Annotated in this window: 29 protein-coding genes; 22 read left to right on the plus strand and 7 right to left on the minus strand. The window is 48.6% G+C overall.

The genetic code is table 11. From position 1 onward, the window contains the following. Positions 1–50: 50 nt before the first annotated feature. Positions 51–506, minus strand: a complete 456-nt coding sequence (locus V3O24_RS06640) for a ferritin-like domain-containing protein (protein WP_104422999.1) — start codon at positions 504–506, stop codon at positions 51–53. 257 nt (positions 507–763) lie between these two features. Between V3O24_RS06640 and glyQ the strand changes: the two genes are divergently transcribed. From glyQ to V3O24_RS06675, 7 genes are all read left to right on the plus strand, one after another. Further along, a complete protein-coding gene (gene glyQ / locus V3O24_RS06645) occupies positions 764–1,672 on the plus strand; it encodes a glycine--tRNA ligase subunit alpha (RefSeq protein ID WP_331306674.1) in 909 nt (302 codons plus the stop codon). 15 nt (positions 1,673–1,687) lie between these two features. Next, positions 1,688–2,788, plus strand: a complete 1,101-nt coding sequence (locus V3O24_RS06650) for an ATP-binding protein (protein WP_331306675.1) — start codon at positions 1,688–1,690, stop codon at positions 2,786–2,788. After that, on the plus strand, positions 2,778–3,323 hold the full coding sequence (locus V3O24_RS06655; protein WP_331306676.1) for a hypothetical protein: 546 nt from the start codon (positions 2,778–2,780) through the stop codon (positions 3,321–3,323). The genes V3O24_RS06650 and V3O24_RS06655 overlap by 11 nt, the downstream gene beginning before the upstream one ends. A gap of 10 nt (positions 3,324–3,333) precedes the next feature. Continuing rightward, positions 3,334–5,415 (plus strand): glycine--tRNA ligase subunit beta, encoded by a 2,082-nt coding sequence (gene glyS / locus V3O24_RS06660; RefSeq protein WP_331306677.1) that lies wholly within the window; start codon positions 3,334–3,336, stop codon positions 5,413–5,415. Positions 5,416–5,505: 90 nt separating this feature from the next. Then, complete coding sequence (gene gmhB / locus V3O24_RS06665; protein WP_331306678.1) at positions 5,506–6,051, plus strand: D-glycero-beta-D-manno-heptose 1,7-bisphosphate 7-phosphatase; 546 nt, start codon at positions 5,506–5,508, stop codon at positions 6,049–6,051. Continuing rightward, on the plus strand, positions 6,017–6,763 hold the full coding sequence (locus V3O24_RS06670; protein WP_331306679.1) for a lysophospholipid acyltransferase family protein: 747 nt from the start codon (positions 6,017–6,019) through the stop codon (positions 6,761–6,763). The genes gmhB and V3O24_RS06670 overlap by 35 nt, the downstream gene beginning before the upstream one ends. 161 nt (positions 6,764–6,924) lie before the next feature. After that, positions 6,925–7,341, plus strand: a complete 417-nt coding sequence (locus V3O24_RS06675) for a hypothetical protein (RefSeq protein WP_104422735.1) — start codon at positions 6,925–6,927, stop codon at positions 7,339–7,341. A gap of 63 nt (positions 7,342–7,404) precedes the next feature. Here V3O24_RS06675 and V3O24_RS06680 read toward each other — a convergent pair whose 3' ends face one another. Continuing rightward, entirely contained in the window at positions 7,405–7,890 is a 486-nt protein-coding gene (locus V3O24_RS06680; protein WP_331306680.1) for a YchJ family protein, read from the minus strand. Positions 7,891–8,370: 480 nt separating this feature from the next. On the opposite strand from V3O24_RS06680, the gene dusA reads away from it, so the two are divergent. From dusA to V3O24_RS06725, 9 genes are all read left to right on the plus strand, one after another. Next, complete coding sequence (dusA, locus tag V3O24_RS06685; protein WP_348529989.1) at positions 8,371–9,330, plus strand: tRNA dihydrouridine(20/20a) synthase DusA; 960 nt, start codon at positions 8,371–8,373, stop codon at positions 9,328–9,330. Positions 9,331–9,463: 133 nt separating this feature from the next. Next, a complete protein-coding gene (folE, locus tag V3O24_RS06690) occupies positions 9,464–10,006 on the plus strand; it encodes a GTP cyclohydrolase I FolE (RefSeq protein WP_104422795.1) in 543 nt (180 codons plus the stop codon). Between the two features lie 30 nt (positions 10,007–10,036). After that, on the plus strand, positions 10,037–11,005 hold the full coding sequence (gene hemH / locus V3O24_RS06695; RefSeq protein WP_331306682.1) for a ferrochelatase: 969 nt from the start codon (positions 10,037–10,039) through the stop codon (positions 11,003–11,005). Between the two features lie 161 nt (positions 11,006–11,166). Beyond that, positions 11,167–12,762 carry a DNA mismatch repair protein MutS gene (locus tag V3O24_RS06700; protein ID WP_331306683.1) on the plus strand — a complete coding sequence of 532 codons (1,596 nt, stop codon included), beginning with the start codon at positions 11,167–11,169 and terminating at the stop codon, positions 12,760–12,762. Then, positions 12,762–13,964: a formate-dependent phosphoribosylglycinamide formyltransferase gene (purT, locus tag V3O24_RS06705; protein ID WP_331306684.1), complete on the plus strand. Its 1,203-nt coding sequence runs from the start codon at positions 12,762–12,764 to the stop codon at positions 13,962–13,964. Before V3O24_RS06700 ends, purT begins: the two co-directional genes overlap by 1 nt. A gap of 9 nt (positions 13,965–13,973) precedes the next feature. Then, the gene (locus V3O24_RS06710) at positions 13,974–14,618 is read left to right on the plus strand and encodes a transglycosylase SLT domain-containing protein (RefSeq protein ID WP_331306685.1); all 645 of its coding nucleotides are present in this window, start codon (positions 13,974–13,976) and stop codon (positions 14,616–14,618) included. Positions 14,619–14,635: 17 nt separating this feature from the next. Then, positions 14,636–15,082: a DUF1810 domain-containing protein gene (locus tag V3O24_RS06715; RefSeq protein ID WP_331306686.1), complete on the plus strand. Its 447-nt coding sequence runs from the start codon at positions 14,636–14,638 to the stop codon at positions 15,080–15,082. A gap of 67 nt (positions 15,083–15,149) precedes the next feature. Then, positions 15,150–15,377, plus strand: a complete 228-nt coding sequence (locus tag V3O24_RS06720) for a hypothetical protein (RefSeq protein WP_331306687.1) — start codon at positions 15,150–15,152, stop codon at positions 15,375–15,377. Next, positions 15,364–15,708, plus strand: coding sequence for a type II toxin-antitoxin system PemK/MazF family toxin (locus V3O24_RS06725; RefSeq protein ID WP_331306688.1), 345 nt, complete (start codon positions 15,364–15,366; stop codon positions 15,706–15,708). The genes V3O24_RS06720 and V3O24_RS06725 overlap by 14 nt, the downstream gene beginning before the upstream one ends. Before the next feature lie 6 nt (positions 15,709–15,714). Here V3O24_RS06725 and V3O24_RS06730 read toward each other — a convergent pair whose 3' ends face one another. Next, entirely contained in the window at positions 15,715–16,656 is a 942-nt protein-coding gene (locus V3O24_RS06730) for a DMT family transporter (protein WP_331306689.1), read from the minus strand. A gap of 281 nt (positions 16,657–16,937) precedes the next feature. On the opposite strand from V3O24_RS06730, the gene V3O24_RS06735 reads away from it, so the two are divergent. From V3O24_RS06735 to V3O24_RS06760, 6 genes are all read left to right on the plus strand, one after another. Beyond that, the gene (locus V3O24_RS06735) at positions 16,938–18,098 is read left to right on the plus strand and encodes an ABC transporter permease (RefSeq protein WP_331306690.1); all 1,161 of its coding nucleotides are present in this window, start codon (positions 16,938–16,940) and stop codon (positions 18,096–18,098) included. A 3-nt stretch (positions 18,099–18,101) separates the two neighbouring features. Further along, on the plus strand, positions 18,102–18,794 hold the full coding sequence (locus tag V3O24_RS06740; protein ID WP_331306691.1) for an ABC transporter ATP-binding protein: 693 nt from the start codon (positions 18,102–18,104) through the stop codon (positions 18,792–18,794). A 209-nt stretch (positions 18,795–19,003) separates the two neighbouring features. After that, the gene (locus V3O24_RS06745) at positions 19,004–19,963 is read left to right on the plus strand and encodes an HlyD family efflux transporter periplasmic adaptor subunit (protein WP_331306692.1); all 960 of its coding nucleotides are present in this window, start codon (positions 19,004–19,006) and stop codon (positions 19,961–19,963) included. Beyond that, positions 19,960–21,423 (plus strand): efflux transporter outer membrane subunit, encoded by a 1,464-nt coding sequence (locus V3O24_RS06750; protein ID WP_331306693.1) that lies wholly within the window; start codon positions 19,960–19,962, stop codon positions 21,421–21,423. The genes V3O24_RS06745 and V3O24_RS06750 overlap by 4 nt, the downstream gene beginning before the upstream one ends. An 87-nt stretch (positions 21,424–21,510) precedes the next feature. Beyond that, the gene (locus V3O24_RS06755) at positions 21,511–22,065 is read left to right on the plus strand and encodes a cytochrome b/b6 domain-containing protein (protein WP_331306694.1); all 555 of its coding nucleotides are present in this window, start codon (positions 21,511–21,513) and stop codon (positions 22,063–22,065) included. 51 nt (positions 22,066–22,116) lie between these two features. After that, complete coding sequence (locus V3O24_RS06760) at positions 22,117–22,542, plus strand: hypothetical protein (RefSeq protein ID WP_104422808.1); 426 nt, start codon at positions 22,117–22,119, stop codon at positions 22,540–22,542. Between the two features lie 518 nt (positions 22,543–23,060). Here V3O24_RS06760 and rplQ read toward each other — a convergent pair. Genes rplQ through rpsK form a run of 4 tightly spaced genes read right to left on the minus strand, consistent with a single transcriptional unit; the run spans position 23,061 to position 25,517 of the window. Beyond that, the gene (rplQ, locus tag V3O24_RS06765; protein WP_104422809.1) at positions 23,061–23,438 is read right to left on the minus strand and encodes a 50S ribosomal protein L17; all 378 of its coding nucleotides are present in this window, start codon (positions 23,436–23,438) and stop codon (positions 23,061–23,063) included. Positions 23,439–23,455: 17 nt separating this feature from the next. Beyond that, entirely contained in the window at positions 23,456–24,469 is a 1,014-nt protein-coding gene (gene rpoA, locus V3O24_RS06770; protein WP_104422810.1) for a DNA-directed RNA polymerase subunit alpha, read from the minus strand. Between the two features lie 21 nt (positions 24,470–24,490). Continuing rightward, positions 24,491–25,111 (minus strand): 30S ribosomal protein S4, encoded by a 621-nt coding sequence (gene rpsD, locus V3O24_RS06775; RefSeq protein ID WP_104422811.1) that lies wholly within the window; start codon positions 25,109–25,111, stop codon positions 24,491–24,493. Between the two features lie 19 nt (positions 25,112–25,130). Continuing rightward, positions 25,131–25,517, minus strand: a complete 387-nt coding sequence (rpsK, locus tag V3O24_RS06780; protein ID WP_006890467.1) for a 30S ribosomal protein S11 — start codon at positions 25,515–25,517, stop codon at positions 25,131–25,133. Between the last annotated feature and the right edge of the window lie 3 nt (positions 25,518–25,520).

The following is a 25,520-nucleotide window of genomic DNA, read 5'->3' on the forward strand; positions in this document are numbered from 1 at the left end:
GAGAAGTACGCAGATAAATTACGTGATGCGCACTTCTCCACCGATCGGCCTTAAGGGTTAAAGGGCTGAACATCGCCCGGCTTACGCAGCATTTTATTCACTTCGTCAAGATGCAGTTCTTCCCCGACAATCATGTCTCTGGCATATTCCTCCAGCAACACTGAAACGCCCTCGGACGCTTTCAGCAGTTCAAAATAGGCCGCTATCGCCGTTTTCTCGTGCTCCAGGCTTTCTCTCAGGATATCGCCAATATCGTGCTTGGCCGTTTCCAATAATGGGCCGATCTTCAGCGAAGGATGTCCGCCCAACAAGGTCACCAGCTCGCCCGCTTTATGCGCATGGGCGAGGCTCTCGTCAGCATTGCCCTTAAGCCAGGAAACAATCGGAATGCGGTTATAGCCGTACACCATCAGAGAGTAATGCGTGTAGCGAACAACCCCCGCCAATTCAAGCTCCATAATTTTATTAAGAATGTCTACAGCCTGTTGCTTTTGTTGATCGTTCATATCGATTCCCCTTTTGTTGAAAAAAATACGCCGCCTAACCATCAAAGCCCTGATAGCAATATACGACACCGCTCGTCCTCGATATTCGAGTATAAACCTATCTATTTCGGATAGATAAGCAATCCTGCAAAATCGGCAATACTACTTAGTACAAACGCTTGCAGGATTCGCCGGTATAAATCCCCAATCTAACGGTATGCCTGATACCGCCTTTTCAGTTATAATCCCCCATTTTTATTGCCCAAGAGCATTAAACCGTGTCCAGCATAAACAACGACTTATCTACTTTTCAGGGACTCATCCTGGCCTTACAGAAATACTGGTCAGATCAAGGTTGTATTTTATTGCAGCCGCTGGATCAGGAAGTGGGCGCGGGGACGTTTCATCCCGCCACATTTTTACGCGCCATAGGCCCCGAGCCTTGGAATACGGCCTATGTGCAACCTTCGCGCAGGCCGACCGACGGCCGCTTCGGCGAAAACCCCAACCGCCTGCAACATTACTACCAGTTCCAGGTGGTGTTAAAACCGTCGCCGGACAATATCCAGGAACTGTACCTGGGGTCGTTGCGCCATTTGGGTCTGGATCTGCTCGAACACGATGTGCGCTTCGTCGAAGACAATTGGGAATCGCCCACCCTGGGCGCATGGGGCTTGGGCTGGGAAGTCTGGCTGAACGGCATGGAAGTGACCCAGTTCACCTACTTCCAGCAAGTCGGCGGCCTTGAATGCAGGCCGATCACCGGCGAAATCACTTACGGCCTGGAGCGCATCGCGATGTACCTGCAGGGCGTTAAAAGCGTTTACGACCTGGTCTGGACTAACGGCCCGTTCGGCACGGTCACTTACGGCGACGTGTTCCATCAAAACGAAGTGGAAATGTCCGCCTACAACTTCGAGCACGCCAACGTCGAGTTCATGTTCGAGTGTTTCAACACCTACGAGCAGGAATGCACCAAGCTGATCGAATTGAACTTGCCGCTGCCAGCCTATGAAATGGTGCTGAAAGCCTCGCATGCGTTCAATCTGCTGGATGCGCGCCACGCCATTTCAGTTACCGAGCGCCAGCGGTATTTGTTACGAGTCAGGAATTTGGCCAAATCCGTTGCTGAAGTTTATTACCAACGCAGGGAATCGCTGGGGTTTCCGATGTGCCAGAATAATTAAAAGGTTTGCTTACCCATGTTAAAAAGACTTTATATCCACAACTATAAATGCTTAGTTAATTTTGAAATTAACTTTGACAAAGATATTAGTCTTTTTTTGGGAGCGAATGGTTCGGGTAAATCTACGGTTTTTGAGGTTTTAACTAAGTTACGAAGAGTGATTATTGGTGAAGAGAAGGTCGATAATGTTTTTGACCTTACTGATTCTCCTCGTTGGTTAAAACCCGAAGTATCTGATATACGTTTTGAGTTAGATGTTGAAATTGGGAATTCTGTTTACAGATACATATTAGTATTAGAGCTCGATATATCAGATTTTGAAAATTTTAACATTAAAGAAGAATACTTATATCTCAATAATAAAGCACTTGCCGAATCGAAAGATTACAAGACGTCAGTTATATCTTTTGATAAAAAAAATGAACAACTTTCATCTGATATTACTCGTTCCAGTATAAATCGCTATATTTCATTTTATGCAAAAGAATTTTTACAGTATCTGCGCACATTGTTAATAGTTCGTATTAATCCTTATCAAATGGTTTCTACTATTAGCAAAGGTAATGCCGAGATAAAAACAGATTTTTCAACTTTTGCCGAATGGTTTGCACATCTTAATGAAAAGAATAGAAAAGGCGTATCTTCATTTGAAAAAGCGATGCGCGATATTCTGCCAGGGTTTGATTATTTTAGAATTGAGCAGGCAGGACAAGCCAAAGTACTACAGGTAGACTTTGAAAATAACGCTAATAAAAAAATTATTAGTTATTATCTTAACGAGCTCTCGGAAGGTCAAAAAGTATTAATTGCGCTTTATTCCTTGGTTTACTGCACACCCGAAAATTCACTTATTTGCATTGACGAACCTGAGAACTTTTTAGCCTTGCCGGAAATTCAGCCTTGGTTTGATGTTCTCTACGATCAATGTGCGGAAAGGAATTTACAAGCACTTTTAATTTCACACCATCCTAAAATTATCAACTTGCTAGCAAGTGATTCCGGTTATTGGTTTAGCCGTGAAAATAATTTAACCAGAATACAAAAAATCAGCCCTGAAGATGAAAGCGGACTTTCTATCGCAGAATTAATAGACAGAGGCTGGATTTATGAGCAATAAAGCACAAGTGTATATCTTGTGCGAGGATACCGTTCATTATCATTTTGCTAAAAAATACTTTGAACTACTTGGATTTAATAATAGAAAAATAATTGGAAAATATAATCCAAGAGGTCGTAGCGTAGGCTCTGGAGCAGAATTTGTAAAAGACCATTATGAGAAAGAAATTAAAGCGTTTCATAGCAAAGCAAATCATCTAGATTATATTTTGGTCGTCATTATTGATGATGATACTAAAGATAACGCTAAAAATTTATATCAAAAATACATGCCTTCACCGAATGAGGCTATTTTAATATTTTCACCTATTCGTAATATTGAGTCATGGTTTTATTATATTGATACAGATGATTTTCATGCCGAAGATAAAGATAATCAAGGCAAAGTAACTGATTATAAAAACCAATATAAAGGCTCTAAGCCCACAGAATTTGCTAAAAGATTAAAAAATGAAATCTGCATTAATGGCTTGCCTCAAAATGCCCCGTCATCGTTACATCAGGCTTGCAACGAAATAAATCGTCTTAAAAATTAAAGAGATTACCGTGATAGAAAAACAGAATTTACTTTTTGAATTAGGTTCGGAAGAGCTGCCGCCCAAGACCTTGCTGAAACTGAGCAACGCCTTGCTGAACAACATCATCCAAGGACTTAATGCCGCCGAACTGACGTTTACCGGCAGCAAGGCTTACGCCACGCCCAGACGCCTGGCCGTTTTCATCGAAAACCTGTCCACGGCGCAACCGGATAAAACCGTAGAAAAACGCGGCCCTGCTCTGCAAGCGGCATTTGCGCCGGACGGCACGCCCAGCAAAGCGGCTTTAGGCTTTGCGCTCAGCTGCAATACCAGTTTCGACCAACTGGAACGCCTGAAAACCGACAAAGGCGAATGGCTCAGCTTTACTCAAGCCGTCAAAGGCCAAGCGACGGAAAGCCTGATCCCGGACATTATCCGCCAGAGCATCGCCGGATTGCCGATTGCCAAACGCATGCGCTGGGGCAGCTTCACTACCGAGTTCGTCAGACCCGTCCACTGGGCCGTCCTGCTTTTCGGCGACAACGTCATCGACACCGAAATTCTGGGCCTCAAAACCGGCGCGGCTACACAAGGCCACCGCTTTCACGCGCCGCAAAAAATCACCCTGACCAAGCCGGAAGACTACGCCGATGCCTTGTACAAACAAGGCCATGTCATTGCCGATTTTGAGCAACGGAAAACCATCATCCGCGACGCGGCGCAGAAAGCCGCCGCCGCAGTGAACGGTATTGCGCACATCGAGGACGATTTGCTCGAAGAGATTGCCGCCCTGAACGAATGGCCGGTGCCGATTACCGGGGCTTTCGATCCGCGCTACCTGGAACTGCCGCCGGAAGTGCTGATCACCACAATGCAAACCAACCAAAAATATTTTCCGGTTAAAAATGCCGAAGGTGGTTTACTGGCGAACTTTATTACGTTCAGCAATATCGAAAGCAGCAACCCCAAGTCCATACAACAGGGTAATGAGCGCGTTGTGACACCGCGTCTTTCCGATGCGGAATTTTTCTGGAACCAGGACCGGAAAAAGATGCTGGAAGATCGCGTTGAAAGCCTGTCCAGCGTTATTTTCCAGGAGAATTTGGGCACGGTTTACGACAAAACGATACGAGTTCGCAATCTCGCAAAATTTATTGCCGGACACCTGGGCGCCGATGTTGAATTAGCCGAACGCGCCGCGTTATTGGCAAAAACCGACCTGATGACCGAAATGGTCGGCGAATTCGGCAACCTGCAAGGCATTATGGGACGCTACTATGCGCTGGCGGAGCATGAACCGAAATCGGTCGCGCTGGCGATTGAGGAACAATATTTCCCCAAACAATCAGGCAGTCCGACTGCCGGCAGCACAATTGGGCAAATTCTTGCGATTGCGGAAAAAATAGATACCCTGGTCGGCATTTTTGCGGTCGGTTTGATCCCTACCGGCGACAAAGACCCTTATGCATTGCGCCGCGCCGCATTAGGCATCCTCCGCACCATCATAGAGAACAAACTCAACATCAACATTGTCGAATTAACCGAATTCGCCAGCGCTCAGATCAAAACCGTTTCCGGGCAAACCCGCGATCAAGCCGAAACGGCCGACCGGGTGATCGATTTCATTTTCGACCGTTTGAAAGGCTATTGCCTCGACCACGGCTACACAGCGGATGAATTCGACGCCGTCCTTACCGTGATTCCGGCGGAACCTTTGGATTTCATGCAGCGTTTGCAGGCGGTTAAAGCCTTCAGGCAACTGCCGGAAGCCGAAAGCCTGGCCGCGGCGAATAAACGCATCCGCAATATCCTGAAAAAGTCGGACACCCAACCGTCGGCCACTGTCGGCGCATTGATTGAGCCGCAGGAAAAACAGTTGTTGCAAGCCGCACAGCAATCCGAAAGCGACATTCAACCGCTGCTGGCGCAACGTAATTACCAAGCGACGCTTAACCGTCTGGCGGAATTACGCAATGACGTCGATGCGTTTTTCGATCATGTGATGGTGATGACCGACGATCTCGACTTGCGCGCCAACAGGCTGGCATTGCTGAACCTGCTGTCCGAGCAGTTTTTGACTTGTGCCGACATTTCCAAATTGCAATCGTAAATGAACAGATCACATAATTCATCGTTCCCGCGCTCCGGCATGGGAACGCGGATGCTACCGCTCCAGCGGTGCGGGAACACACGATAAATCATGCCCGAAAACCGCTACGTGTTACTGGATCGTGACGGCGCCATTAACCGAGACTCCGATGATTTCATAAAATCCCCGGAAGAGTGGCTGCCGATTGAAGGCAGTCTTGAGGCCATTGCGCTGTTCAACGAGCATAACTATAAAGTCGTGGTGGTCACTAACCAGTCCGGCGTGGCCCGCGGCTTGTTCGATGTCTCCACGCTGGAAAAAATCCATGCAAAAATGCGGCGCATGACCGAACAGAAAGGCGGAAAAATCGACGCGATCTATTTTTGCCCGCACGGGCCGGACGACGGCTGCAACTGCCGCAAACCCAAACCGGGGCTGCTTGAACAGTTTGCAGCAGACCACCATGCCAGCCTGACCGGCATGGTGGTTATCGGCGATTCGCTCCGCGACCTGCAATCGGCGCAGGCCGTCGGCGCCAGCCCGATACTGGTCAAAACCGGCAAAGGCCGCAAAACCCTAAACGAAAACCCTAATCTCAACATCCCCGTTTTTGAGAACTTATATGACGCAACAAAATTCATCACAACCAGACAATAGACCTAAAAACTATATAGGCTCGGCGCTGTTATTTGTCGGAATCTTCTCGACCGCTACCATTGCCGGGCTATTGATTCTGTTGACCACGCCGTTTCCGTTTGTAATCCGCTACAACATCTCAAAAGCCTGGTGTACCGTTGTGTTATGGATGTCCAAGGCTTTTTGCGGTCTCCGTTATGAAGTCGAAGGACTCGAGCGGATTAATCCGCAACAAGCTGTGATTGTGTTAAGCAATCATCAATCCGCATGGGAAACGCTGGCGTTACGGCATATTCTTCCGATGCAAAGCGTTTTATTGAAACGCTCGTTGCTAATGTTCCCGATTTGGGGCTGGGCGCTCGGCGTCGTCAAGTCCATCGCTATAGACAGGAACAACCAACGCGCCGCATTGCGCATCTTGCTGGAAAAGGGGGCGCTTTATTTAAGCCAGGGTTTATGGATAGTTATTTTCCCTGAAGGCACCCGGACCGCAGCGGGCGAAGTCAGAAAGTTCAGTGCAGGCGGGGCCATGCTGGCGCAAAAAACCGGCGTTCCGGTCATGCCGCTCGCACATAACGCCGGCGATTTTTGGCCGCGCTACAGCTTTTTAAAATATCCCGGCGTCATCAAGGTAAAAATCGGTCCGCTGATAGCGACTAAGGGACGCAAAGCCGCCGACATCAACGCCGACGCGGAAGCCTGGATAGCTCAGGCAATTAAGGAGATGGGTTGATTACAGGCCAATGGCGAAAGACAAAGGGCAAACGCTCTCTTTTGCCCTTTGCCCTTTGCCCTTTGCCTTTCGCCTTTCGCCTTTCGCCTTTCGCCTTTTACTCTTCACATATGCGTATAATGCCGCACATTGCATTTCAATTTAATAATGGTAACGCTCACATGAAAAAACTACTGCTTATTTCCCTATCGGCATTATTGCTCCCTGCTTGCGCAGATAAAACCCAATACGAACAGACTGTACTGGAGCAAATGCAGCTGGAAAAAGACATTAAGGACTACAAGCTGTCCCCCGAACGCATGGCTAAATGCGTTGTTGAGACAACTTCAAAAAACATGCCCGGCATTTTTGTTCTGGACCCCAAGCGCTTGACCGCTTACCGCAACTATACAAGAATGTTGATGCTGTCATCGTCTCAAGACCCTAAAAAAACCCTTGAAGAACTGCGGACTGAGTTCGGCTCGCCAAAAGAACTCGCAGACGCTCATTCAAACTATACCGAAAGCCTGATGGACTGTTTAGCCGTCCTGATTGCGGAATCGGAAGAAACTATAGAGCCTGCAAAAGAAGCAAAATAACGCTGTTGTCGTTTGGCAACGCAACCGGCGGCGGCCTCTTTCCGGCCGCCGCCGACATAAACATCATCCAGCCCCGCAACAGCGCTTAAATTTCTTGCCGCTACCGCATGAACACGGCGCATTCTTGCCCTGATTGGTCTGTAATCCGACCTTGCCGATGGACTTAACCAGCCCGTCCAGATAAAACCAGCCGCCCGCCCGTTTAACAAACTGGCTGATTTCATTCATCACGTACTCTTCGCCATCCTGCGAATAATACGCCTTAAACTCCACCACGCCTTTCGTATCCTTGGCTCCGCCTTTTTTAGTGTTGCCGATTTCCAGACGTCGCCACTCGACTTTTTCCTTGGAAAAGTCGATCGACTCCGGGCGCACAGTGGCATCCCAAGTCTCCAGCAAATACTCGGCGTTATGCAGGGCGTAAGCGGTAAAGCGCGAGCGCATCAAAGCTTCGGCAGTTAGCGGCTTTTTTTCGCCGGAATGAAATAAACCGCAGCATTGGGCGTATGCAACGCCCGAGCCGCAACGACAGAAGGCGGGGGTATCCAACAGAAATTCCTTGTTAAAATTTTGGCTTATTTTACCTTGATTCCTGTTTATTTGCTTAGCCGCGGATTTTCACAGACAAACGCTGATGTTGATGCGGCATAACTATTTATGGCTTGTTTTTTCACCATGAAGGGCATGAAGATAATGAAGGGACGAGAAGTTACCGGTTCATACCATAAGGAGCGCAATCTTCAAGTCCTTCAAGTCCTTCAAGTCCTTCATGGTCTTCATGGTCTTCATGGTCTTCATGGTAAAAATAAATGACAATTTCTGTAATCAGCCCTCATTTTGCGCCGGCTCCATCTGATATTGCAAAGAACCCATCCATCTGCGGCTTAACTGCATAAAAATGTCCATAGGTTATAATGCTCAGCCTTTACGCTCGCACCCATCGCTAACCCTTAACCAGCCCCCGATAACACATTGATCTCTGACAAAACTAAAGCCCATCATCCCAGCAGAAAATTCTGCATTGCGCCGATGCTCGACTGGACCGACAGGCACTGCCGTTATTTTCATCGGCTGATTTCACAACACGCGTTTTTGTATACCGAAATGGTGACTACCGGCGCGCTGATTCACGGCGACCACCGCCGTTTTTTGCAATTTAATGCCGCTGAGAATCCGGTGGCGTTCCAATTAGGCGGCAGCAATCCCCGTGAATTAGCCGTTTGCGCCAAGATGGCCGAAGATTACGGCTATGACGAGGTCAACCTGAATGTCGGCTGCCCCAGCGACCGGGTTCAGAACGGCCGTTTTGGCGCTTGCCTGATGGCGGAACCCGAGCTGGTCGCCGAATGCGTTGCCGCAATGAGCCGGGCGGTGTCGATTCCGGTCACGGTCAAGTCGAGAATCGGCATCGATGAGCGCGATTCTTATGAAGAACTGGTGCAGTTTGTATCGACGGTTGCCGTCGCCGGCTGCGAAACCTTTATCATCCATGCCAGAAAGGCGTGGCTGAGCGGCCTGTCGCCGAAACAAAACCGCGATGTTCCGCCGTTGCGCTACGATATGGTTTACCAAATAAAACAGGACTTTCCGCAGCTGGAAATCATCCTGAACGGCGGCATCACGACTTTGGAGCAGGCCGAAGCTGTTTTGCAGCATGTTGATGGCGTCATGGTCGGCAGGGAGGCCTATCACAACCCTTATATATTGGCCGATGTGGACCGGCGCTTTTATGGCGAGACCCAAGAGCCGCGGTCGCGGGAAATGATTATGGAGCTGTTAATCCCTTATATTCGGCAGCAGCTTGAACTTAACGACGGCGTCCGCCTAAACAGCATCACCCGGCATATTTTAGGACTTTTTCATGGCGAGCCGGGCGCCAGAGGCTGGCGCAGGCATTTTAGCGAAAATGTCTGCAAACCCGGCGCGGACATCAATGTGGTTTTGGAAGCTTTGCCTAAAGGCAAAGGGCAAAAAAGGTTCAAGGCTTAAGTGCAGTTTTTTCGCCTTGCGCCTTTTGCCCTTAGCCTGATCTCAAAAGATGTAGATAAGGAGCGTGAGCTTTAAAATACGATACTCAATACTGTATACTGACCGACTATTTTTTATTACTGAGATTGAAACAATGGAACAGCATTTTGCCAAGATTATCGAAGCGGTCGGTGAAGATTTAAATCGCGAGGGCCTGCTCGATACGCCAAAACGTGCGGCCAAGGCTTTCAAATTTTTAAACAACGGCTACGAAAAAACGCTGGAAGAAGTGCTTAACGGCGCCATCTTTAGCGCCGACACCGAGGACATGGTTATTGTGAAGGATATTGAGCTGTATTCCTTATGCGAACACCATTTGCTGCCGTTTATCGGCAAATGCCATGTGGGTTATTTGCCGAAAGGCAAAGTGATGGGCCTGTCCAAAGTGGCTCGCGTTATCGATATGTACGCACGCCGCCTGCAAATCCAGGAAAAACTGACCAAGCAAATCGCGGACGCGATTGAATTGGCAACCGGCGCCCGAGGCGTGGCCGTGGTTATCGAGGCCAAGCATTTGTGTATGATGATGCGCGGCGTCGAAAAGCAAAATTCGGTAATGACCACGTCAGTGATGACCGGCGTGTTCCGCAAAGAAATCAGCACCCGCTCGGAATTTTTAAATTTGATCAACCGATAGGTCTGACCTGTGGCGAACGAGGTCGAACTGATGACGACGAAAAAGACCGGTGTATTACTGGCGAATCTGGGTTCGCCTACCGCACCGACAACGTCGGCGGTCAGGCGGTTTCTTAAGGAATTTCTTTGGGACCCGCGCGTCGTCAACCTGCCGCGGCCATTATGGTGGGTGATACTGCATTTTTTTGTGCTGCCTTTTCGCCCCCGCAAATCGGCCTCAGCCTACCGCAATATCTGGCATGAAAAAGGCTCTCCGTTAATTTTCCTGACCCTGCAATTGACCGAACGGGTTGCCGATAAGCTGCATGCAAAAGGCGTCACTACCCAGCATGTGATGCGTTACGGCGAGCCTTCGATAGCGAAACAGTTAAAAGCCTTCAAAACGGCGGGCGTCGATAACTTAATCATCCTGCCGCTGTATCCGCAGTATTCCTCAACCACCACCGCGTCCATCTACGATGACGTGGTTAAGGAGCTGAATACCTGGAAACACCTGCCCAACATTCACTTCATCAGCGATTATCACCAGCACAGCCACTATATCGCCGCAGTCGCCGAATCGATCAAGCAGAGCTGGCAAGAGCACGGCAAAAACGAGCTGTTATTGATGTCCTTTCACGGCTTGCCCGAACAACTGACAAAATGGGGCGACCCTTATTTTCACCAATGCCATAAAACCGCGGCCCTGATTGCCGAAAAATTGGGTATCGGTGAGAAAGAATGGATGATTGTGTTCCAATCGCGCTTCGGCAAGGCGGAATGGCTGAAACCTTATTGCGTGGACACCTTAAAGGAGCTTCCGGGCCGCGGCATTAAAAAGGTGGATGTCGTTTGTCCTGGGTTTGCGGTGGATTGCCTGGAAACGCTGGAAGAAATAGCGATGGAGAACAAGGCTATTTTTATGGAGTCCGGCGGTGAAGAATATCGCTATATAGCCGCACTGAATGATTCGGAAATTCATGTTGATGCTATAGTTAATCTGCTTGAACAGAAGCTTTAATTTTAGACATTGCACCACGAAGGCACGAAGAACACGAAGTTTTTATGTTGGCTTTTTCTTCGCGCCCTTCGTGTCTTCGTGGTGAATCAATCAATCTGCTGACATTTATTGATTAATATACGCACTTTTGGTGTTGCAAACGGCGGACAAAGGCTAATCAGATGAAACAAACACTATTACAAAGCTGGCAAGACAGCAGCTGGCCGACCATCAAATCCAGCAAACCGCTGGAAACCGGTGACGGCGTTATCGACCAGCGAACCTTCAACACCATTGAAGTCGATGAACTGTTCGACGCCGTCAATCACGCCTCGACGATTGCCGGGCAAGCGGTGTTATACCGTTCCTTAGCCCAGCCGATGAATGAGTTGGACCAGATCAAGGCCAAACAGCAAGCCGTTGAAGAACTGCGCAATAATCCGGCGCTAAAAGAGCGGCTTGAACAAATCATCCAATACGCTGTACCCGATGAAAAAAACTTCTATTTGCTGTTGTTCGGCGAATTCCTGGGTACGTTCGGCACGGCCAGGGAAGAGCATGAAATCGAGGGCTACGGCTATCTGCAATATAAACGGGGTGTCCGTTTTATGCTGGAACTGGTCGATCAGGTTCAATCTGCCGAAGCCCCGCAAAGCGACTACCTGAAAGGCCTTTTCGACAAAATCAAAGCCTTCGCAGAGTCGCGGCCCTATTCGCTGATGCAGGGACCTGTTTACATCACTGAAAACGATATTCAATGCAAGGAACAACGGAAAGGTTCGTTTTCGCCTGCGGTTATTTTCAAGCCCCGGCTGTTCAAACCGCTGCTGATCAGCCTGTTTTTCGGAGCCGTCTGGGCGCTGGCGCATTTTTTCCCGACCGACATGTTCCAGGTTTCGGTTGAGGCGATCCCGACCGCAAGTATTTTCTTTGTGCCTTTCTTGCTGGTCTATTACCCGATCGTCGGCGGCTTTGACCGCGACAGCTGCATTATTCCGCTGAGAAACGAGTTCAAGAGTTCCCCTGCTGTTGGCGAAACCTTGGATGCGCTGGGCCAGCTCGACGAATTGCTGTCGTTTATCAAATTCGCCGATGCGTTCGGCGGCAGCAAGGTGTTGCCGGAACTGGTCGATGCGCCGCATCACCGGATAAACCTTGAAGATGCCAGAAACCCGGTTTTGGGCAAACAAAACCCGGATTATGTCGGCAACGACTTCGTACTGGAAGACGACAAACTGGTGCTGGTCACAGGCCCCAACAGCGGGGGCAAGACGGCTTTTTGCAAAACCGTCACCCAAATCCAGCTGCTTGCGCAAATCGGCTGCTATGTTCCGGCCAAATCGGCAACGCTGACCGTCGCCGACCGGATTTTTTATCAGGCCCCCGACATCAGCCATCTGGATGACGGCGAAGGCCGCTTCGGCACCGAATTGAAACGCACCAAAGATATTTTCCTGGCCGCAAGCCCGAAAAGCCTGGTGGTACTGGACGAATTATCCGAAGGCACGACCTTCGAGGAAAAAATGGAATCGTCGTCGAATGTGCTGAACGGCTTTTACCGGAAAGGCAACAGCACCATTTTAATCACCCACAACCATCAACTGGTCGATCATTTTGTCGCTCAAGGCATCGGCTTGCCAAGACAGGTCGAGTTTGCCGACGACGCGCCGACTTACAAACTGGTTCCGGGCATTTCGCGGGTCAGCCATGCCGACCGCGTGGCGAAAAAAATCGGTTTTTCCAAAGAAGACATCGACAACTATCTGGCGGATTCATAATGAAAATAGGCACCGCATTATCAAACGGCGCAACCAAAGCCCTGCTGCTCGGCAGCGGCGAGTTGGGCAAGGAACTGGCTATTGCACTGCAACGCTACGGCGTCGAAGTGATTGCCGTTGACCGCTATCCGAATGCACCGGCGCAGCATGTCGCGCATCGCAATCATGTGATCGATATGACCGACACCGAGGCAGTCAAAAAACTGATCGCGCTGGAACAGCCGGATTTTATCATCCCGGAAATCGAAGCGATTGCGACCCAGGCGCTGATTGACATTGAAGCGGAAGGCGGATGTACCGTGGTGCCTAACGCCAGGGCGATTCAGTTGACGATGAACCGGGAAGGTATCAGAACCCTGGCCGCCGAACAGCTTAAAATCCCCACCTCGAACTACGCGTTTGCGCAAAGCTTCGACGAGTTGCAGGCGGCGGTTGACGGCGGCATCGGTTATCCGTGCTTCATCAAGCCGACGATGTCCTCATCCGGCAAAGGCCAGTCGATGGTTAAAAGCGCCGACCAACTTAAAGCGGCCTGGGATTACGCCAAATCCAGCGGCCGGGTCGATACCGGTAAGGTCATTGTCGAAGCCAAAATAGACTTCGATTTTGAAATCACCCTGCTGACGGTGCGCGCCAAAAATCAGCACGGCGAAGTCGAGACTCACTTTTGCGCTCCGATAGGCCATGTGCAGGAAAGCGGCGATTACCGGGAAAGCTGGCAACCGCAAGCCATGAGTGCCGCCGCGATAAAAGCGTCGCAGGACATCGCTTTCAAAATAACCAATGAGATCGCCGGACTCGGCCTGTTCGGCGTTGAATTGTTTATCAAAGGCGATAGCGTCTGGTTTAGCGAAGTCAGCCCCAGGCCGCACGATACCGGCATGGTGACGATGACCACCCAGAAACAAAACGAATTTGAATTGCACGCCAGAGCCATTTTAGGCCTACCGGTCGATACCGCGATGCAAAGCAACGGGGCCAGCGCGGTCATATTAGGCGGCGTGGATGCCGAAGGCGTGATTTACGAAGGACTGGACCAGGCGCTGTCCGTCCCGACCAGCGAAGTCAGGTTGTTCGGCAAGCCAGAGGCTTTTGTAAGCCGGCGCATGGGCGTTGCCTTAGCCACCGCCGAAACGGTCGATGAAGCCAGAAAAAGGGCCGTTAAAGCCGCAAGCATGGTCGTGATTAAACCCGACAGGTAGGCACAATACATGATGAGAATATACGTCAGGCTACCCCGCCTGCCGTCCTTCGGGTTAATGCAAATCCGTTCCAGACAGATTTGTGCCGTTATTTTAACTACTTTACTCATCTCAAATGAGGCGCTGGCCGACATCTATAAATTTGTCGATACTGACGGCCGCATCTACTACACCGACAAGCCTAAACATAGCCTGTACAAACGCATCATCCGCACCCGGCCGATAAATTATTCCGCCGCCCTGCCCTATATAGGCGTCAACAAAAAGAAGTTCGCCGATCTGATTACCGAGGCGGCCAACCGGCACCAAGTCGATGTTAAACTGCTGCACGCCGTTATTCAGGCGGAATCCGCTTATGATGCAAGCGCAATATCCACAGCCGGAGCCGTCGGTTTAATGCAGTTAATGCCCGATACAGCAAAACGCTACGGCGTTGTTAACCGGAATGATCCCGTTCAAAATATCGACGGCGGCACCCATTATCTGAAAGACTTGCTCAGGATGTTTAACTCGAACCTGAATCTGGCCGTTGCCGCCTATAACGCCGGTGAAAACGCAGTAATCCGGCACAACAACTCCATTCCACCCTACCCCGAAACGCGCAATTACGTTAAGACCGTGCTGGCTTTGTATAACAAGTCGCGGCTGAACTAACGGGGTAAGGCGCAAGTATGATAAACGCAAACGACACCGTCGATTTAAGTCGCTTCACGACTGCGCAAGCAAGCATCTATGACAATGTCCTCGAAGAGTTAAAAAGCGGCCGGAAACGAACCCACTGGATGTGGTATATATTCCCGCAATTTGATGGCTTGGGCCACAGTACAATATCAAAACACTATGCCATTAAGAGCATAGAAGAAGCGCGGCAATACCTAAATCACCCTGTCCTTGGAACAAGACTGTTGGAATGCGCGGAAGCGGTTTTTGCCATTGAAGGACGATCAATTTCAGAAATCTTTGGTTACCCGGATGATCTAAAGCTTAAATCTTCGATGACATTATTTACCTATGTGGCGGCTCCATGCTCCGTGTTTTCCCGTATCCTTGACAAGTATTTTAACGGCGAGCGAGACGCTTTGACGCTGCAATTATTAGAGAAACTTAAGGCGAAATGAGGCAAACTGTCATCGGCGTTAGCGTATGTGGCTACGTGACTTATCAATTCAACTTGGGATTTAATGTATGCAAACCAGCAGCCAATTAATACACCACAACCAGACCACCCTGCCTGAGCCGGTTCTGGAAGCCCTGAATCTACACGAAGGCGATGCGATTGTCTTTGAAATTGATCAGGCCGGCGTCCATCTTCGCAAAGCGAAATCCATCGACTCAGCCTTTACTGAAGCGTTGCACGACACATTGAGCGAATGGAATTCTACCGCGGATGACGAAGCGTATGCTGATCTTTGAAACATTTTCTGTTGTGGTCGTGCCTTTTCCGTTCACGGACCAAGATACGACAAAAAGGCGACCTGCGTTGGTGTTATCCAGTACCTCGTTTAATGCTTCAGTGGAGCACTCAGTTTTGGCGATGATTACCAGCGCCAAAAATTCCAATTGGCTGCACGATGTAAATATTTCCGATTTGAATAGCGCCGGACTTTCTTCTGATTCTATTATCCGAATGAAATTATTTACCCTTGATAACCGCTTGATTATCAGAAAAGCCGGTGTTTTGGCTGATAGCGATCAGCAAGCAGTTATCAAAGCTTGCAGTCAGTTGTTTGATATTAATAGTTAGCCGACCTTATGCCTTAGCCCGGCTGACCACATAAACCCCAATCAACACCAAAGCCGTTCCGGCTAACTGCGCTATCGTCAAAGTCTCGCCCAACAACAAAAAAGCCAACGCCAACGTGCCTATCGGCCCGATAGAACTGATGATCGACGCAGAACCGGCGCCAATGCGCCGAATCCCTGCATTCATTAAAAATGCCGGGAGCACGGTCGAAAAAATCGCCATGATCAACGCCAACCAATAAACACTGTCCGGCAAATTTAACAGCTCAACGCCATGCTGAATCACGAAATGCAGGCCGGTCGCAAGACAGGCAACGGTCATCGAATAAGCGGTAAAACGCGTCGATCCTATCCGCTTGACCATCATGCCGCTGCCCATCAGGAAAAAGGCAAACGCGATCGCGCTGCATAAAATCAATGATGATCCCAGCAAGAGTCCCGATGATGTCATGACCGCCATGTTGTCGACAAACACCAAAATCATTCCTGCATAGCTTAAAGCCAACGCAAGCGCTTGGTGCCGGTTAATCGCGCGGCGTTGTATCGCGGCCGTGAACAAAACGACAAAAGTCGGATAGAGAAATAAAATCAAGCGCTCAAGCCCTGCCGAGATATATTGCAGACCTGCAAAATCAAGCAAGCTGGCAACGTAATAGCCCAATATACCTAGACCGAAAATCATCAGCCAGTCCAGTCTGTTCAAGCGTTGCGCATCGTTTGTTTGTGTCGAATCGTTAGCCGACCATAACGCAACCGCAAGAAAAAAAGGCAATGAAATCGCCATGCGCAGCACCATCAAAGTGATCGCGTCCAGTTGATGACTGTAAGCATAAGCCAACTTGATCAGCACCGCTTTGGCTGAAAAGCCTAACGCGCCGAGTAAAACAAACAGGCAACCGATAATAACCTGACGATTGTTTTGCGGTATAGCGGATTCGGGTCGATGCACAAACTTCTCCTTATATATTGGGAAAACTGCGAATCTTGCCGGAAAGACTAACTAAGTGACTGGGGACAAGACCCGCAGTTGCTTAGCTAAAATGGACTTAATGAACCAAAAAAACAGCACTGCGGCGAAAGCTAATAATTTTTCGCAGCCATCGTGTGTTTTGTTTTAGGGATGAGATCATAGGTACTTGGTTCATGGTTTGTATTCTATGAATACGGTTGTACGTTGTCAATTTGCGTTGCATGATAAAATTAAGCTTAACCAACAACGAGTTCAAACTCATGAATCACATTGCCTTAAAAATGCTGATGGGAGATCGGGGCAAATATCTCGGTATCGTCATGGGGCTGACCTTTGCGTCGTTAATCATGACCCAACAACCGTCCATTTTTTTGGGAATTATGTCGCGCTCTTACAGTTTCATATCGGATGTAGGCTTGCCCGATATATGGGTGATGGACGCTAAAGTGCAGTTCGTCGATGACATCAAACCCTTGCAGGACACCGAGCTTTATCGGGTACGCGGCGTTTCAGGCGTGGAGTGGGCCATGCCGATGTACAAGGGGTTGCTAAAAGCGCGGCTGCTCGACGGCACCTTTCAAACCTGCAATGTTATCGGCCTGGACGACGCGACATTAATCGGCGGACCGCCGGTCATGCTGGAAGGAACGATTGAAGATTTACGCCGCAGCGACGGCGTCATCGTCGATATAGACGGCGCCCAGGATAAACTGGGCAAGCCTTCGCCGATACCCGGCGGCAAGCCCATTCCGCTTAAAGTCGGCGACAGTCTGGAGTTAAACGATCATCGCGCGATCGTTGTCGGCATCGCCAAGGTCACCCGTACCTTTCAGTCCCAACCCGTGGTCTATACCACCTATTCCCGCGCCAAGAATTACGCGCCCAAGGAGCGCAAGCTGCTGTCCTTCATTCTGGTTAAAGCCAAACAAGGACAAGACCTTGCCGAGCTGACGCGCCGTATCCGTGCAACAACCGGTTTGGCGGCTTATACGCGAGAAGAATTTGCAACACTGACTTATGAGTATTTTATGCACAACACCGGCATCCCGATAAATTTCGGCATTTCGGTGCTGCTGGGCTTTATCGTCGGCGCGGCCATTGCCGGCCAGACCTTCTACAACAGTACGCTGGAGAACCTGCGTCAATTCGGCGTGCTGAAAGCGATGGGAACCAGCAACTGGATATTGCTGCGCATGATTTTATTACAGGCAGTTTTAGTCGGCGTCATCGGTTACGGTCTGGGCGTCGGTTTGACCGCTTTGTTCGGCTATTCGATGCGTCATACGATACTGGCGTTCAAGTTTCCCTGGCAACTGCTGCTGTTTAGCGGCGCCGGAGTCAGTCTGATTTGCATTTTTGCGGCGCTGCTCAGCATAATCAAAGTGATCCGTTTGGAACCGGCTATCGTGTTTAAAGGCTAAGGCATGAATCCGTCATCATTGGCGGTACGCTGCCAGAATGTGGTCAAAGTTTACGATACCGGCGACCAAAAAGTGACCGCGCTGAACGGCGTCAATCTGGATATTGCGTTGGGCGAACTGATGATGCTGGTCGGCCCTTCAGGATGCGGCAAGACCACGCTGATTTCAGTCATCGCCGGCATTCTGGATCAGGACAGCGGTTATTGCGAAGTATTCGGCGAGGATTTGCTGAACATGAGCAATCAACACAAACTGAATTTCAGGGCGCGCAACATCGGTTTCGTTTTTCAGGCCTTTAACTTGCTGCCGGCACTCAGCGCGGCGGAAAACGTATCGGTACCGCTGATCATCAACGGTATGAAGCGCGCCGAGGCCGAACGCAAGGCCATTGCTGTTCTGGAGCAAGTGGGCTTGGGCGCGCGGGTCACGGCTTTATCTTCGGAGCTTTCCGGCGGACAGCAGCAACGCGTCGCCATTGCCAGAGCGCTGGTGCATAGCCCGAGACTGATTGTTTGCGACGAACCCACCAGTTCGCTGGATCATGAAACCGGGCGCAATGTGATGACCTTGCTCAAGGAAGTGGCTTTGCACAAAGACCGGGCACTGGTCATCGTGACCCATGACGCCCGGATTTTCGACTTCGCCGACCGCATTGCCGAAATGGATGACGGGCATATTGTTAAGGTTAAAGGCTAAAAATTATGCGGCAAAACTTTCGAGCCTTTTGTGCTTTTCGTGGACAATGACCATTAAGAACATGAAGGACATAAAGACTTAAATCCTTCATGTTCTTCATCGTTTAAAAATAAAACTTCGTGTCCTTCGTGTCTTCGTGGTGATCATTTTTTAGTTGATTTACTGGTTATTAATGAGACGTTACCCTAAAACTATCTACAGGAGGTGATATGCAAGTCAAATACACATTACCGATACTGGCGGTTGCCGGATTCCTTTTTGCGTCTTATACGGTCGTTAGCAGCAACAAGCCGATACCGGTTGCTCCGCCCGTGGCCGCGCCCGCCTCCGCACCGTTTAAATCGTTTATTGCCGGAGCGGGTATTGTCGAATCGGAAAGCCAGAATATCGCCATCGGAACGCCCTTGTCCGGCATCGTCAAGACCCTGGCCGTCAAGGTTGGCGACAAAGTCAAAGCCGGAACGTCGCTGTTTTATCTGGACGACCGCGAGACCCGCGCCGACTTGGCCGTTAAGCTCGCCGATCTTGCAAAAGCCCGGGCGGACGTTAACGAAGCGGAAGCTGCGCTCAAAGACACCAAATCACTGAGCGATTTAGCCGAGGCGGTGACCGACCGGCGCGCCATCAGTTCCGAAGAGCTGCTTAGACGCCATAATGCCGAGCTTATCAGCAAAACCAAATTGGACAGCGCCAAGGCCTTGGTACAGCAGGCCGAAGCCGCACTGACAACGACACAAACCACGCTGGCCCGGCTCGTCGTTCAGGCTCCGATAGACGGCGAGGTACTGCAAGTCAATATCCGGCCCGGCGAATTCGCCCAGGCCGGAGCCCTGAACACACCGCTGCTGGTGCTGGGCAATATGGACCGGCTGCATGTGCGGGTTGACATCGACGAAAATGATGCCTGGCGGTTTGACAAAAACAGCAAGGCGGTTGCATACCTGCGCGGCAATCGAAACTTTAAAACCGATCTGACTCCGGCTTATGTTGAGCCCTACGTGGTGCCTAAAAAATCGCTGACCGGCGACAGCACCGAACAGGTTGATACGCGTGTATTGCAGGCGCTGTACAGTTTCGACCGGAACCAACTGCCGGTCTATGTCGGCCAGCAAATGGACGTATTCATCGAAGCCAAGGATTATGCAGGCAACGGCGGCTCGCCGTTATGATCCGTCGCCCGCTTGCGCTTTTTGCTGTCCTGCTGTTATCCGGCTGCTCCGCTGTCGGCCCCGATTATGAGCGCCCGAAAATCCCGGTTCCTGAGCAATGGGCTGAATCGGCTGTCGGCACACAAGCCCAACCGGATAAATGGTGGAAAACCTTTAATGACCCGGTACTCGACAAACTGATCGGCGACGCCATCACCTCCAACCTGGATTTAAAGCTTGCGCTGGAGCGGGTTAAAGACGCCCGCGCCCTGCGCACCGCGACCATTGCAGCGGGCTTGCCCAGCCTGGACGCCAAAAGCAGCGTCAGCAGGCGGTTCAACAATTCCTCCTCGCCGGCTTCCCAAACCGGCACATCCTCTGCGGGCGGCGGTTTTGGCATCGGCAATCAGTTCATCAATATTTTTCAAATGGGCTTTGACGCCCAATGGGAGCTGGATTTTTTCGGCGGCATCAGACGTGCGGTAGAAGCCGCCGATGCAACGATCGATGTCGAAGTTGAAAACAGCCGGGATGTCCTGATCACCCTGTTGGGCGATGTCGCCCGCAATTACATCGAACTGCGCGCCAATCAACGACTGATCGCAATCACCCGTGAAAATTTGCACGCACAACAGGAAACCCTACAGCTGACGCAAATCCGGCGACAGGCGGGACTTGCGAGCATGCTTGAAGAAACTCAGGCGCAAGCCCTAGCTGCCACGACAGCGGCGCAATTGCCTAACTATGAAGCATTAGTCAAGCAATCGATACATGCACTCAGCGTATTGCTCGGCAGGGAACCCGGCGCCCTGACCGTTCGGCTTGACCAGCAAGGCGCAATCCCAACCGTTGCCTCTAATGTGCTAGCCAACCTCCCGTCCGAATTATTACAGCGCAGGCCGGATATTCGCCGCGCCGAACGGCAACTGGCCGTCGCCAATGCATCGGTCGGCGTTGCGATCGCGGAGCTTTATCCGAAAATCAATCTGGCCGCATTCCTCGGCTTGCAAAATACAACCATCACCGACTTCACCCCGATCGGAAAATCATGGTCGGCAGCCTCGACATTAACCATGCCGATCTTCAACTGGGGAAAACTGAACGCCAATATCAACAGCAAAAAAGCGCAATTCGAGCAAGCCTTCCTGAGCTATCAATCCACCGTATTATCCGCATTTAAAGAAGTGGAAGATGCGCTGATCGCCTACAGCAAAGAGCAGGAACGGCACAAAGCCCTGGCGCAAGCCGTTGCAGCAAACCAACTGGCGGTTCAATTAGCCAACGAGCGCTATCAAAAGGGCTTGACCGCATTTATCGACGTACTGACCAGCCAAACGGCGCTTTATCAAGCCCAGAGCTTGCTGGTCGCCAGCGAGTCCCAGCTTTCCAGTAATTTGGTCGCCCTGTACAAATCATTAGGCGGCGGCTGGCAAACCGAGGCTATTGTGGGTAATGTTAATCGATCGCCTGCCGATAACTAGAATAGGTTTAAAAGTAATGGTAGGTTCAAGAGCATTTTTCTTTTTGCCCCAACAACTTATCAAGACAACAGTAACAGGAGTACCAAAATGAAATCGCAAGTATTCGTTAAAGTATGGGATCTCCCGCTTAGAATTTTTCACTGGCTGTTGGTTGCCGGGTTTTTTATCGCTTACCTGACTGAAGACGACTTATTAACAGTACACGTCTGGGCCGGTTATCTGGTGACCGGATTATTGGTGTTCAGATTGATTTGGGGATTTGTCGGCAACGACTATGCCCGATTCTCGAATTTTTTATGCGGTCCTGCCAAGTCGATCGCTTATGTTAAAGACCTGATCGCATTAAAAACCCAACGTTACATCGGCCACAACCCGGCGGGGGCGGCGATGATCGTATTATTGCTGATCAGTTTATTAGCGACGGTCATCACCGGCTTTGCGGTGTACGGAGCCGATCAGGCCGCCGGACCGCTGGCGGCTATCGGCCCCGCTAACGAAAAAATGTGGGAAGAAGTACATGAATTTTTCGCCAACTTCACGCTGATTCTGGTAATTGTGCATGTCGTAGGCGTTGCCGTTGAAAGCTATATACACCGTGAAAATCTGGCCCGGGCGATGCTACATGGATTTAAACGGAAATAGTCGGCAAACCGGACATAAACGGCCCATCCGACAGGGCTTTAAAGGTATTTTATGAAAAAAATAATATTTTTATTAACGACAATTTTTTTTATCTCGGACTGTAACGCCGACATTAGGGTTTTAGAGCAATTAAGGGCGCAGGCACACCAAAGAGCTAAACAGAATATTTCCCAAAACAAGAAGCCGAAGAAAGCAGTTAAGACGAAAAAAACTGTCAAGCCTAAAGAAATTGTTTTAAAAGATACAAAACCGAAAGAAATAGTCACTTCAGCAGATCTGGACATTAGAAATGAGCTTGCTTATTTGCCTAATGAAGATAAACCTTTCTCAGGCAGACATGAAATGCACCATTCAAATGGCAAAAGATATGTCGAAACCAAATACAAAGATGGTAAGAGAGATGGATTACTTATCATGTGGGATGAATATGGATATAAAATCGGTGAACTAAACTTCGCAGATGGAAATCAGCTGTGATTGAATCGTGGAGAGCAAGCCGGGTAAAACCGAAAGGGACGATCATTGTATAAAGCTTGCCGTAGCGGACTAATCTAATCGACTTGATTGATGGATACACAAGGGCGGTAAAGCAACTAACCAAACACCTAGAGTGTTAAGCAAGCGCCAATACCAATCCAACATCTAAAGAACTCACAAAGTGTGACTTCCGGCATATTCGTTTGGATTTATCTTAAAAATAAGGGAGAATTGCCGACTAGATAGAAGTATCAGTCTTGTAAGAGGCAAGTGCTGTAAGGGACATCACCGGTGACAACACACGATAGCAAAATGACAGGAAAAGAAAGAGAATTTAATTTGACAGATACTTATCAAAATTAGTACTGCCAGATTAGATTTGAACCATTAGATGAAATTACGATGAGACTTTGTAAATGGACTTCAATTTTATCTGTCAGTCCTTGGAACTAAAATATATATTATTAGTTCCAAGGACCGATTTAATTTTATAAACTGTTTTTTAAATTAACAAACCATTAATCTTCTATAGAAGAACTAGGTCTGTCAACCAGCTCGACATAAGCCATAGGAGCATCATCACCAGGTCTAAATCCACATTTCATAATACGCAGATAGCCACCAGCTCTATTTTTGTAACGGGGGCCTAGTTCATTAAAAAGCTTAGTCACAACATCGCGATCACGCAACCTAGCGAAAGCAAGACGTCTTTTAGCGACACTGTCTTCTTTAGACAAAGTAATTAATGGCTCGGCGTAGCTTCTTAACTCTTTTGCTTTTGGTAAAGTTGTCTTTATTAATTCATGTTTAAATAATGAACTAACCATATTACTAAATAGCGCCTTGCGGTGACTGCTATTTATATTGAATTTTCTACCGGATTTACGATGTCTCATTGTAAGAAGACCTAATGTTAGTGTGTTATTGCGTGAGTTTGATCTGCTAAGTTTTCAGGCGGCCAATTTTCCAACCTCATACCCAAAGATAAACCCTTTAAAGCAAGAATGTCTTTTATTTCTGTTAAGGACTTTTTGCCAAGATTTGGAGTTTTCAACAACTCAACTTCAGTACGTTGAATTAAGTCTCCAATATAAAATATATTCTCAGCTTTCAAGCAGTTAGCTGAACGTACAGTTAACTCAAGATCATCTACAGGACGAAGAAGAACAGGGTCAAATATCTCTTCAATTTCAACCTCCTCTTCTGCAAGTTGATCATTTACTTTTTCAAAATCAACGAATACAGATAACTGATCGTGAAGTATGGTAGCAGCAAGCTTAATAGTTTCTTCTGGATCAACAGTACCGTTTGTTTCCAATTCGATTATTAATTTATCTAAATTAGTACGCTGTTCAACACGCGTACTTTCAACCTGATAAGCTACTTTTATAATCGGACTATATGAAGCATCCAGCTGAAGAGCTCCAACTACCAGACTATGCTCCGAATTTGACTTACGAACACTGACAGGTTCATAACCTCTTCCTCGGCGCACTCTGATCTTCATGTTTAAAACACCAACCTGCGTTAGGTTAGCTATTACCAAGTCTGGGTTAATAATTTCCACATCATGTGGAACTATAATATCCGCAGCCGTAACACAACCTGCCCCATGCTTTGAAAGAGTAAGCTCAGCCTCATCTTTGGAATGAAGCACAACTGCTAACTTCTTAAGGTTAAGCAAAATATCAATTACATCTTCTTGAACACCCTCTATAGTAGTGTATTCATGGAGAACGCCTTCAATTTCAACATCCGTAACTGCACAACCGGGAATTGTAGACAACAGCACTCGCCGCAGAGCATTACCAATAGAATGACCAAATCCCCTTTCAAGAGGTTCAATAACAATCTTAGAATGATTAGGTGTTTTGCTTATTACCTCAACTAAGCGGGGCTTCAGCAAGCCAGAAATAGAATTCTGCATTTATATCCCTCAAAACTGCGATTATTTAGAGTAAAGCTCAACTACTAATTGCTCGTTAATGTCACTGCCCAAATCTACACGATCTGGCAAGGCGCTAAATGTACCTGACATTGCCTTAGAATTAACCTCAACCCAAGATGGAAATCCATATTGCTCAGTTACAGTCAATGCATCAACAATTCTTTGTTGTTTCTTTGCTTTCTCTCTAATAGAAAGAACATCGCCAGGAGAAACCTGGTAAGAAGGAACATTGATTAAAACATTATTTACCTGGATAGACTTATGGCTAACTAACTGACGAGCTTCTGCGCGAGTAGAAGCAAAGCCCATACGATACACCACATTGTCTAATCTTGACTCTAGCAGGTTCAACAAGTTTTGACCTGTAGCCCCTTTCTTTAAGTCCGCCGACTTATAGTAGTTTCTGAACTGTTTTTCTAAAATGCCATATATTCTGCGTAAGCGTTGCTTAGCTCTTAACTGAAGCGCATAATCAGAACTTCTTGTACGCTTAGTACCATGCTGACCAGGACGCTGATCCAATTTGCACTTATTTTCTAAAGACTTTCCTCTGCTTTTCAAAAACAGATCTGTCCCTTCTCTTCGACTTAATTTACAGGTAGGCCCAAGATATCTTGCCATAACAAACTACTCCAGATTTTTATACGCGGCGTTTTTTTGGAGGCCGACAACCATTGTGTGGAATCGGCGTCACATCAACAATATTGTTTATTTTGAATCCCAAATTATTCAGAGAACGGACAGCGGACTCACGCCCAGGTCCAGGCCCCTTAATCATTACATCTAGATTCTTCATCCCAAACTCTAAAGCGACTGACCCGGCCTTTTCAGCGGCAACCTGCGCAGCAAATGGCGTGCTTTTTCGTGAGCCTCGAAAACCAGACCCTCCTGATGTTGCCCAGGAAAGAGCATTACCTTTTCTATCTGTGATAGTTATAATTGTGTTATTAAAAGATGCATGCACATGCACTATGCCATCAGCAACTTCTTTTTTAATACGTTTTCTAGAACGATTTTGACTCGCCATTTA

It is taken from the genome of Methylobacter sp. Wu8, assembly GCF_036440755.1.
GTDB classification, from domain to species: domain Bacteria; phylum Pseudomonadota; class Gammaproteobacteria; order Methylococcales; family Methylomonadaceae; genus Methylobacter_A; species Methylobacter_A tundripaludum_A.

Excerpts from the sequence above, each read along its gene's own strand:
- V3O24_RS06640 (WP_104422999.1), bottom strand. The coding sequence starts at position 506 with ATGAACGATCAACAAAAGCAACAGGCTGTAGACATTCTTAATAAAATT.
- V3O24_RS06650 (WP_331306675.1), top strand. The coding sequence starts at position 1,688 with ATGTTAAAAAGACTTTATATCCACAACTATAAATGCTTAGTTAATTTT.
- V3O24_RS06655 (WP_331306676.1), top strand. The coding sequence starts at position 2,778 with ATGAGCAATAAAGCACAAGTGTATATCTTGTGCGAGGATACCGTTCAT.
- gmhB (WP_331306678.1), top strand. The coding sequence starts at position 5,506 with ATGCCCGAAAACCGCTACGTGTTACTGGATCGTGACGGCGCCATTAAC.
- V3O24_RS06670 (WP_331306679.1), top strand. The coding sequence starts at position 6,017 with ATGACGCAACAAAATTCATCACAACCAGACAATAGACCTAAAAACTAT.
- V3O24_RS06675 (WP_104422735.1), top strand. The coding sequence starts at position 6,925 with ATGAAAAAACTACTGCTTATTTCCCTATCGGCATTATTGCTCCCTGCT.
- dusA (WP_348529989.1), top strand. The coding sequence starts at position 8,371 with ATGCTCGACTGGACCGACAGGCACTGCCGTTATTTTCATCGGCTGATT.
- folE (WP_104422795.1), top strand. The coding sequence starts at position 9,464 with ATGGAACAGCATTTTGCCAAGATTATCGAAGCGGTCGGTGAAGATTTA.
- hemH (WP_331306682.1), top strand. The coding sequence starts at position 10,037 with ATGACGACGAAAAAGACCGGTGTATTACTGGCGAATCTGGGTTCGCCT.
- V3O24_RS06700 (WP_331306683.1), top strand. The coding sequence starts at position 11,167 with ATGAAACAAACACTATTACAAAGCTGGCAAGACAGCAGCTGGCCGACC.
- purT (WP_331306684.1), top strand. The coding sequence starts at position 12,762 with ATGAAAATAGGCACCGCATTATCAAACGGCGCAACCAAAGCCCTGCTG.
- V3O24_RS06710 (WP_331306685.1), top strand. The coding sequence starts at position 13,974 with ATGATGAGAATATACGTCAGGCTACCCCGCCTGCCGTCCTTCGGGTTA.
- V3O24_RS06715 (WP_331306686.1), top strand. The coding sequence starts at position 14,636 with ATGATAAACGCAAACGACACCGTCGATTTAAGTCGCTTCACGACTGCG.
- V3O24_RS06720 (WP_331306687.1), top strand. The coding sequence starts at position 15,150 with ATGCAAACCAGCAGCCAATTAATACACCACAACCAGACCACCCTGCCT.
- V3O24_RS06725 (WP_331306688.1), top strand. The coding sequence starts at position 15,364 with ATGCTGATCTTTGAAACATTTTCTGTTGTGGTCGTGCCTTTTCCGTTC.
- V3O24_RS06735 (WP_331306690.1), top strand. The coding sequence starts at position 16,938 with ATGAATCACATTGCCTTAAAAATGCTGATGGGAGATCGGGGCAAATAT.
- V3O24_RS06740 (WP_331306691.1), top strand. The coding sequence starts at position 18,102 with ATGAATCCGTCATCATTGGCGGTACGCTGCCAGAATGTGGTCAAAGTT.
- V3O24_RS06745 (WP_331306692.1), top strand. The coding sequence starts at position 19,004 with ATGCAAGTCAAATACACATTACCGATACTGGCGGTTGCCGGATTCCTT.
- V3O24_RS06750 (WP_331306693.1), top strand. The coding sequence starts at position 19,960 with ATGATCCGTCGCCCGCTTGCGCTTTTTGCTGTCCTGCTGTTATCCGGC.
- V3O24_RS06755 (WP_331306694.1), top strand. The coding sequence starts at position 21,511 with ATGAAATCGCAAGTATTCGTTAAAGTATGGGATCTCCCGCTTAGAATT.
- V3O24_RS06760 (WP_104422808.1), top strand. The coding sequence starts at position 22,117 with ATGAAAAAAATAATATTTTTATTAACGACAATTTTTTTTATCTCGGAC.
- rplQ (WP_104422809.1), bottom strand. The coding sequence starts at position 23,438 with ATGAGACATCGTAAATCCGGTAGAAAATTCAATATAAATAGCAGTCAC.
- rpoA (WP_104422810.1), bottom strand. The coding sequence starts at position 24,469 with ATGCAGAATTCTATTTCTGGCTTGCTGAAGCCCCGCTTAGTTGAGGTA.
- rpsD (WP_104422811.1), bottom strand. The coding sequence starts at position 25,111 with ATGGCAAGATATCTTGGGCCTACCTGTAAATTAAGTCGAAGAGAAGGG.
- rpsK (WP_006890467.1), bottom strand. The coding sequence starts at position 25,517 with ATGGCGAGTCAAAATCGTTCTAGAAAACGTATTAAAAAAGAAGTTGCT.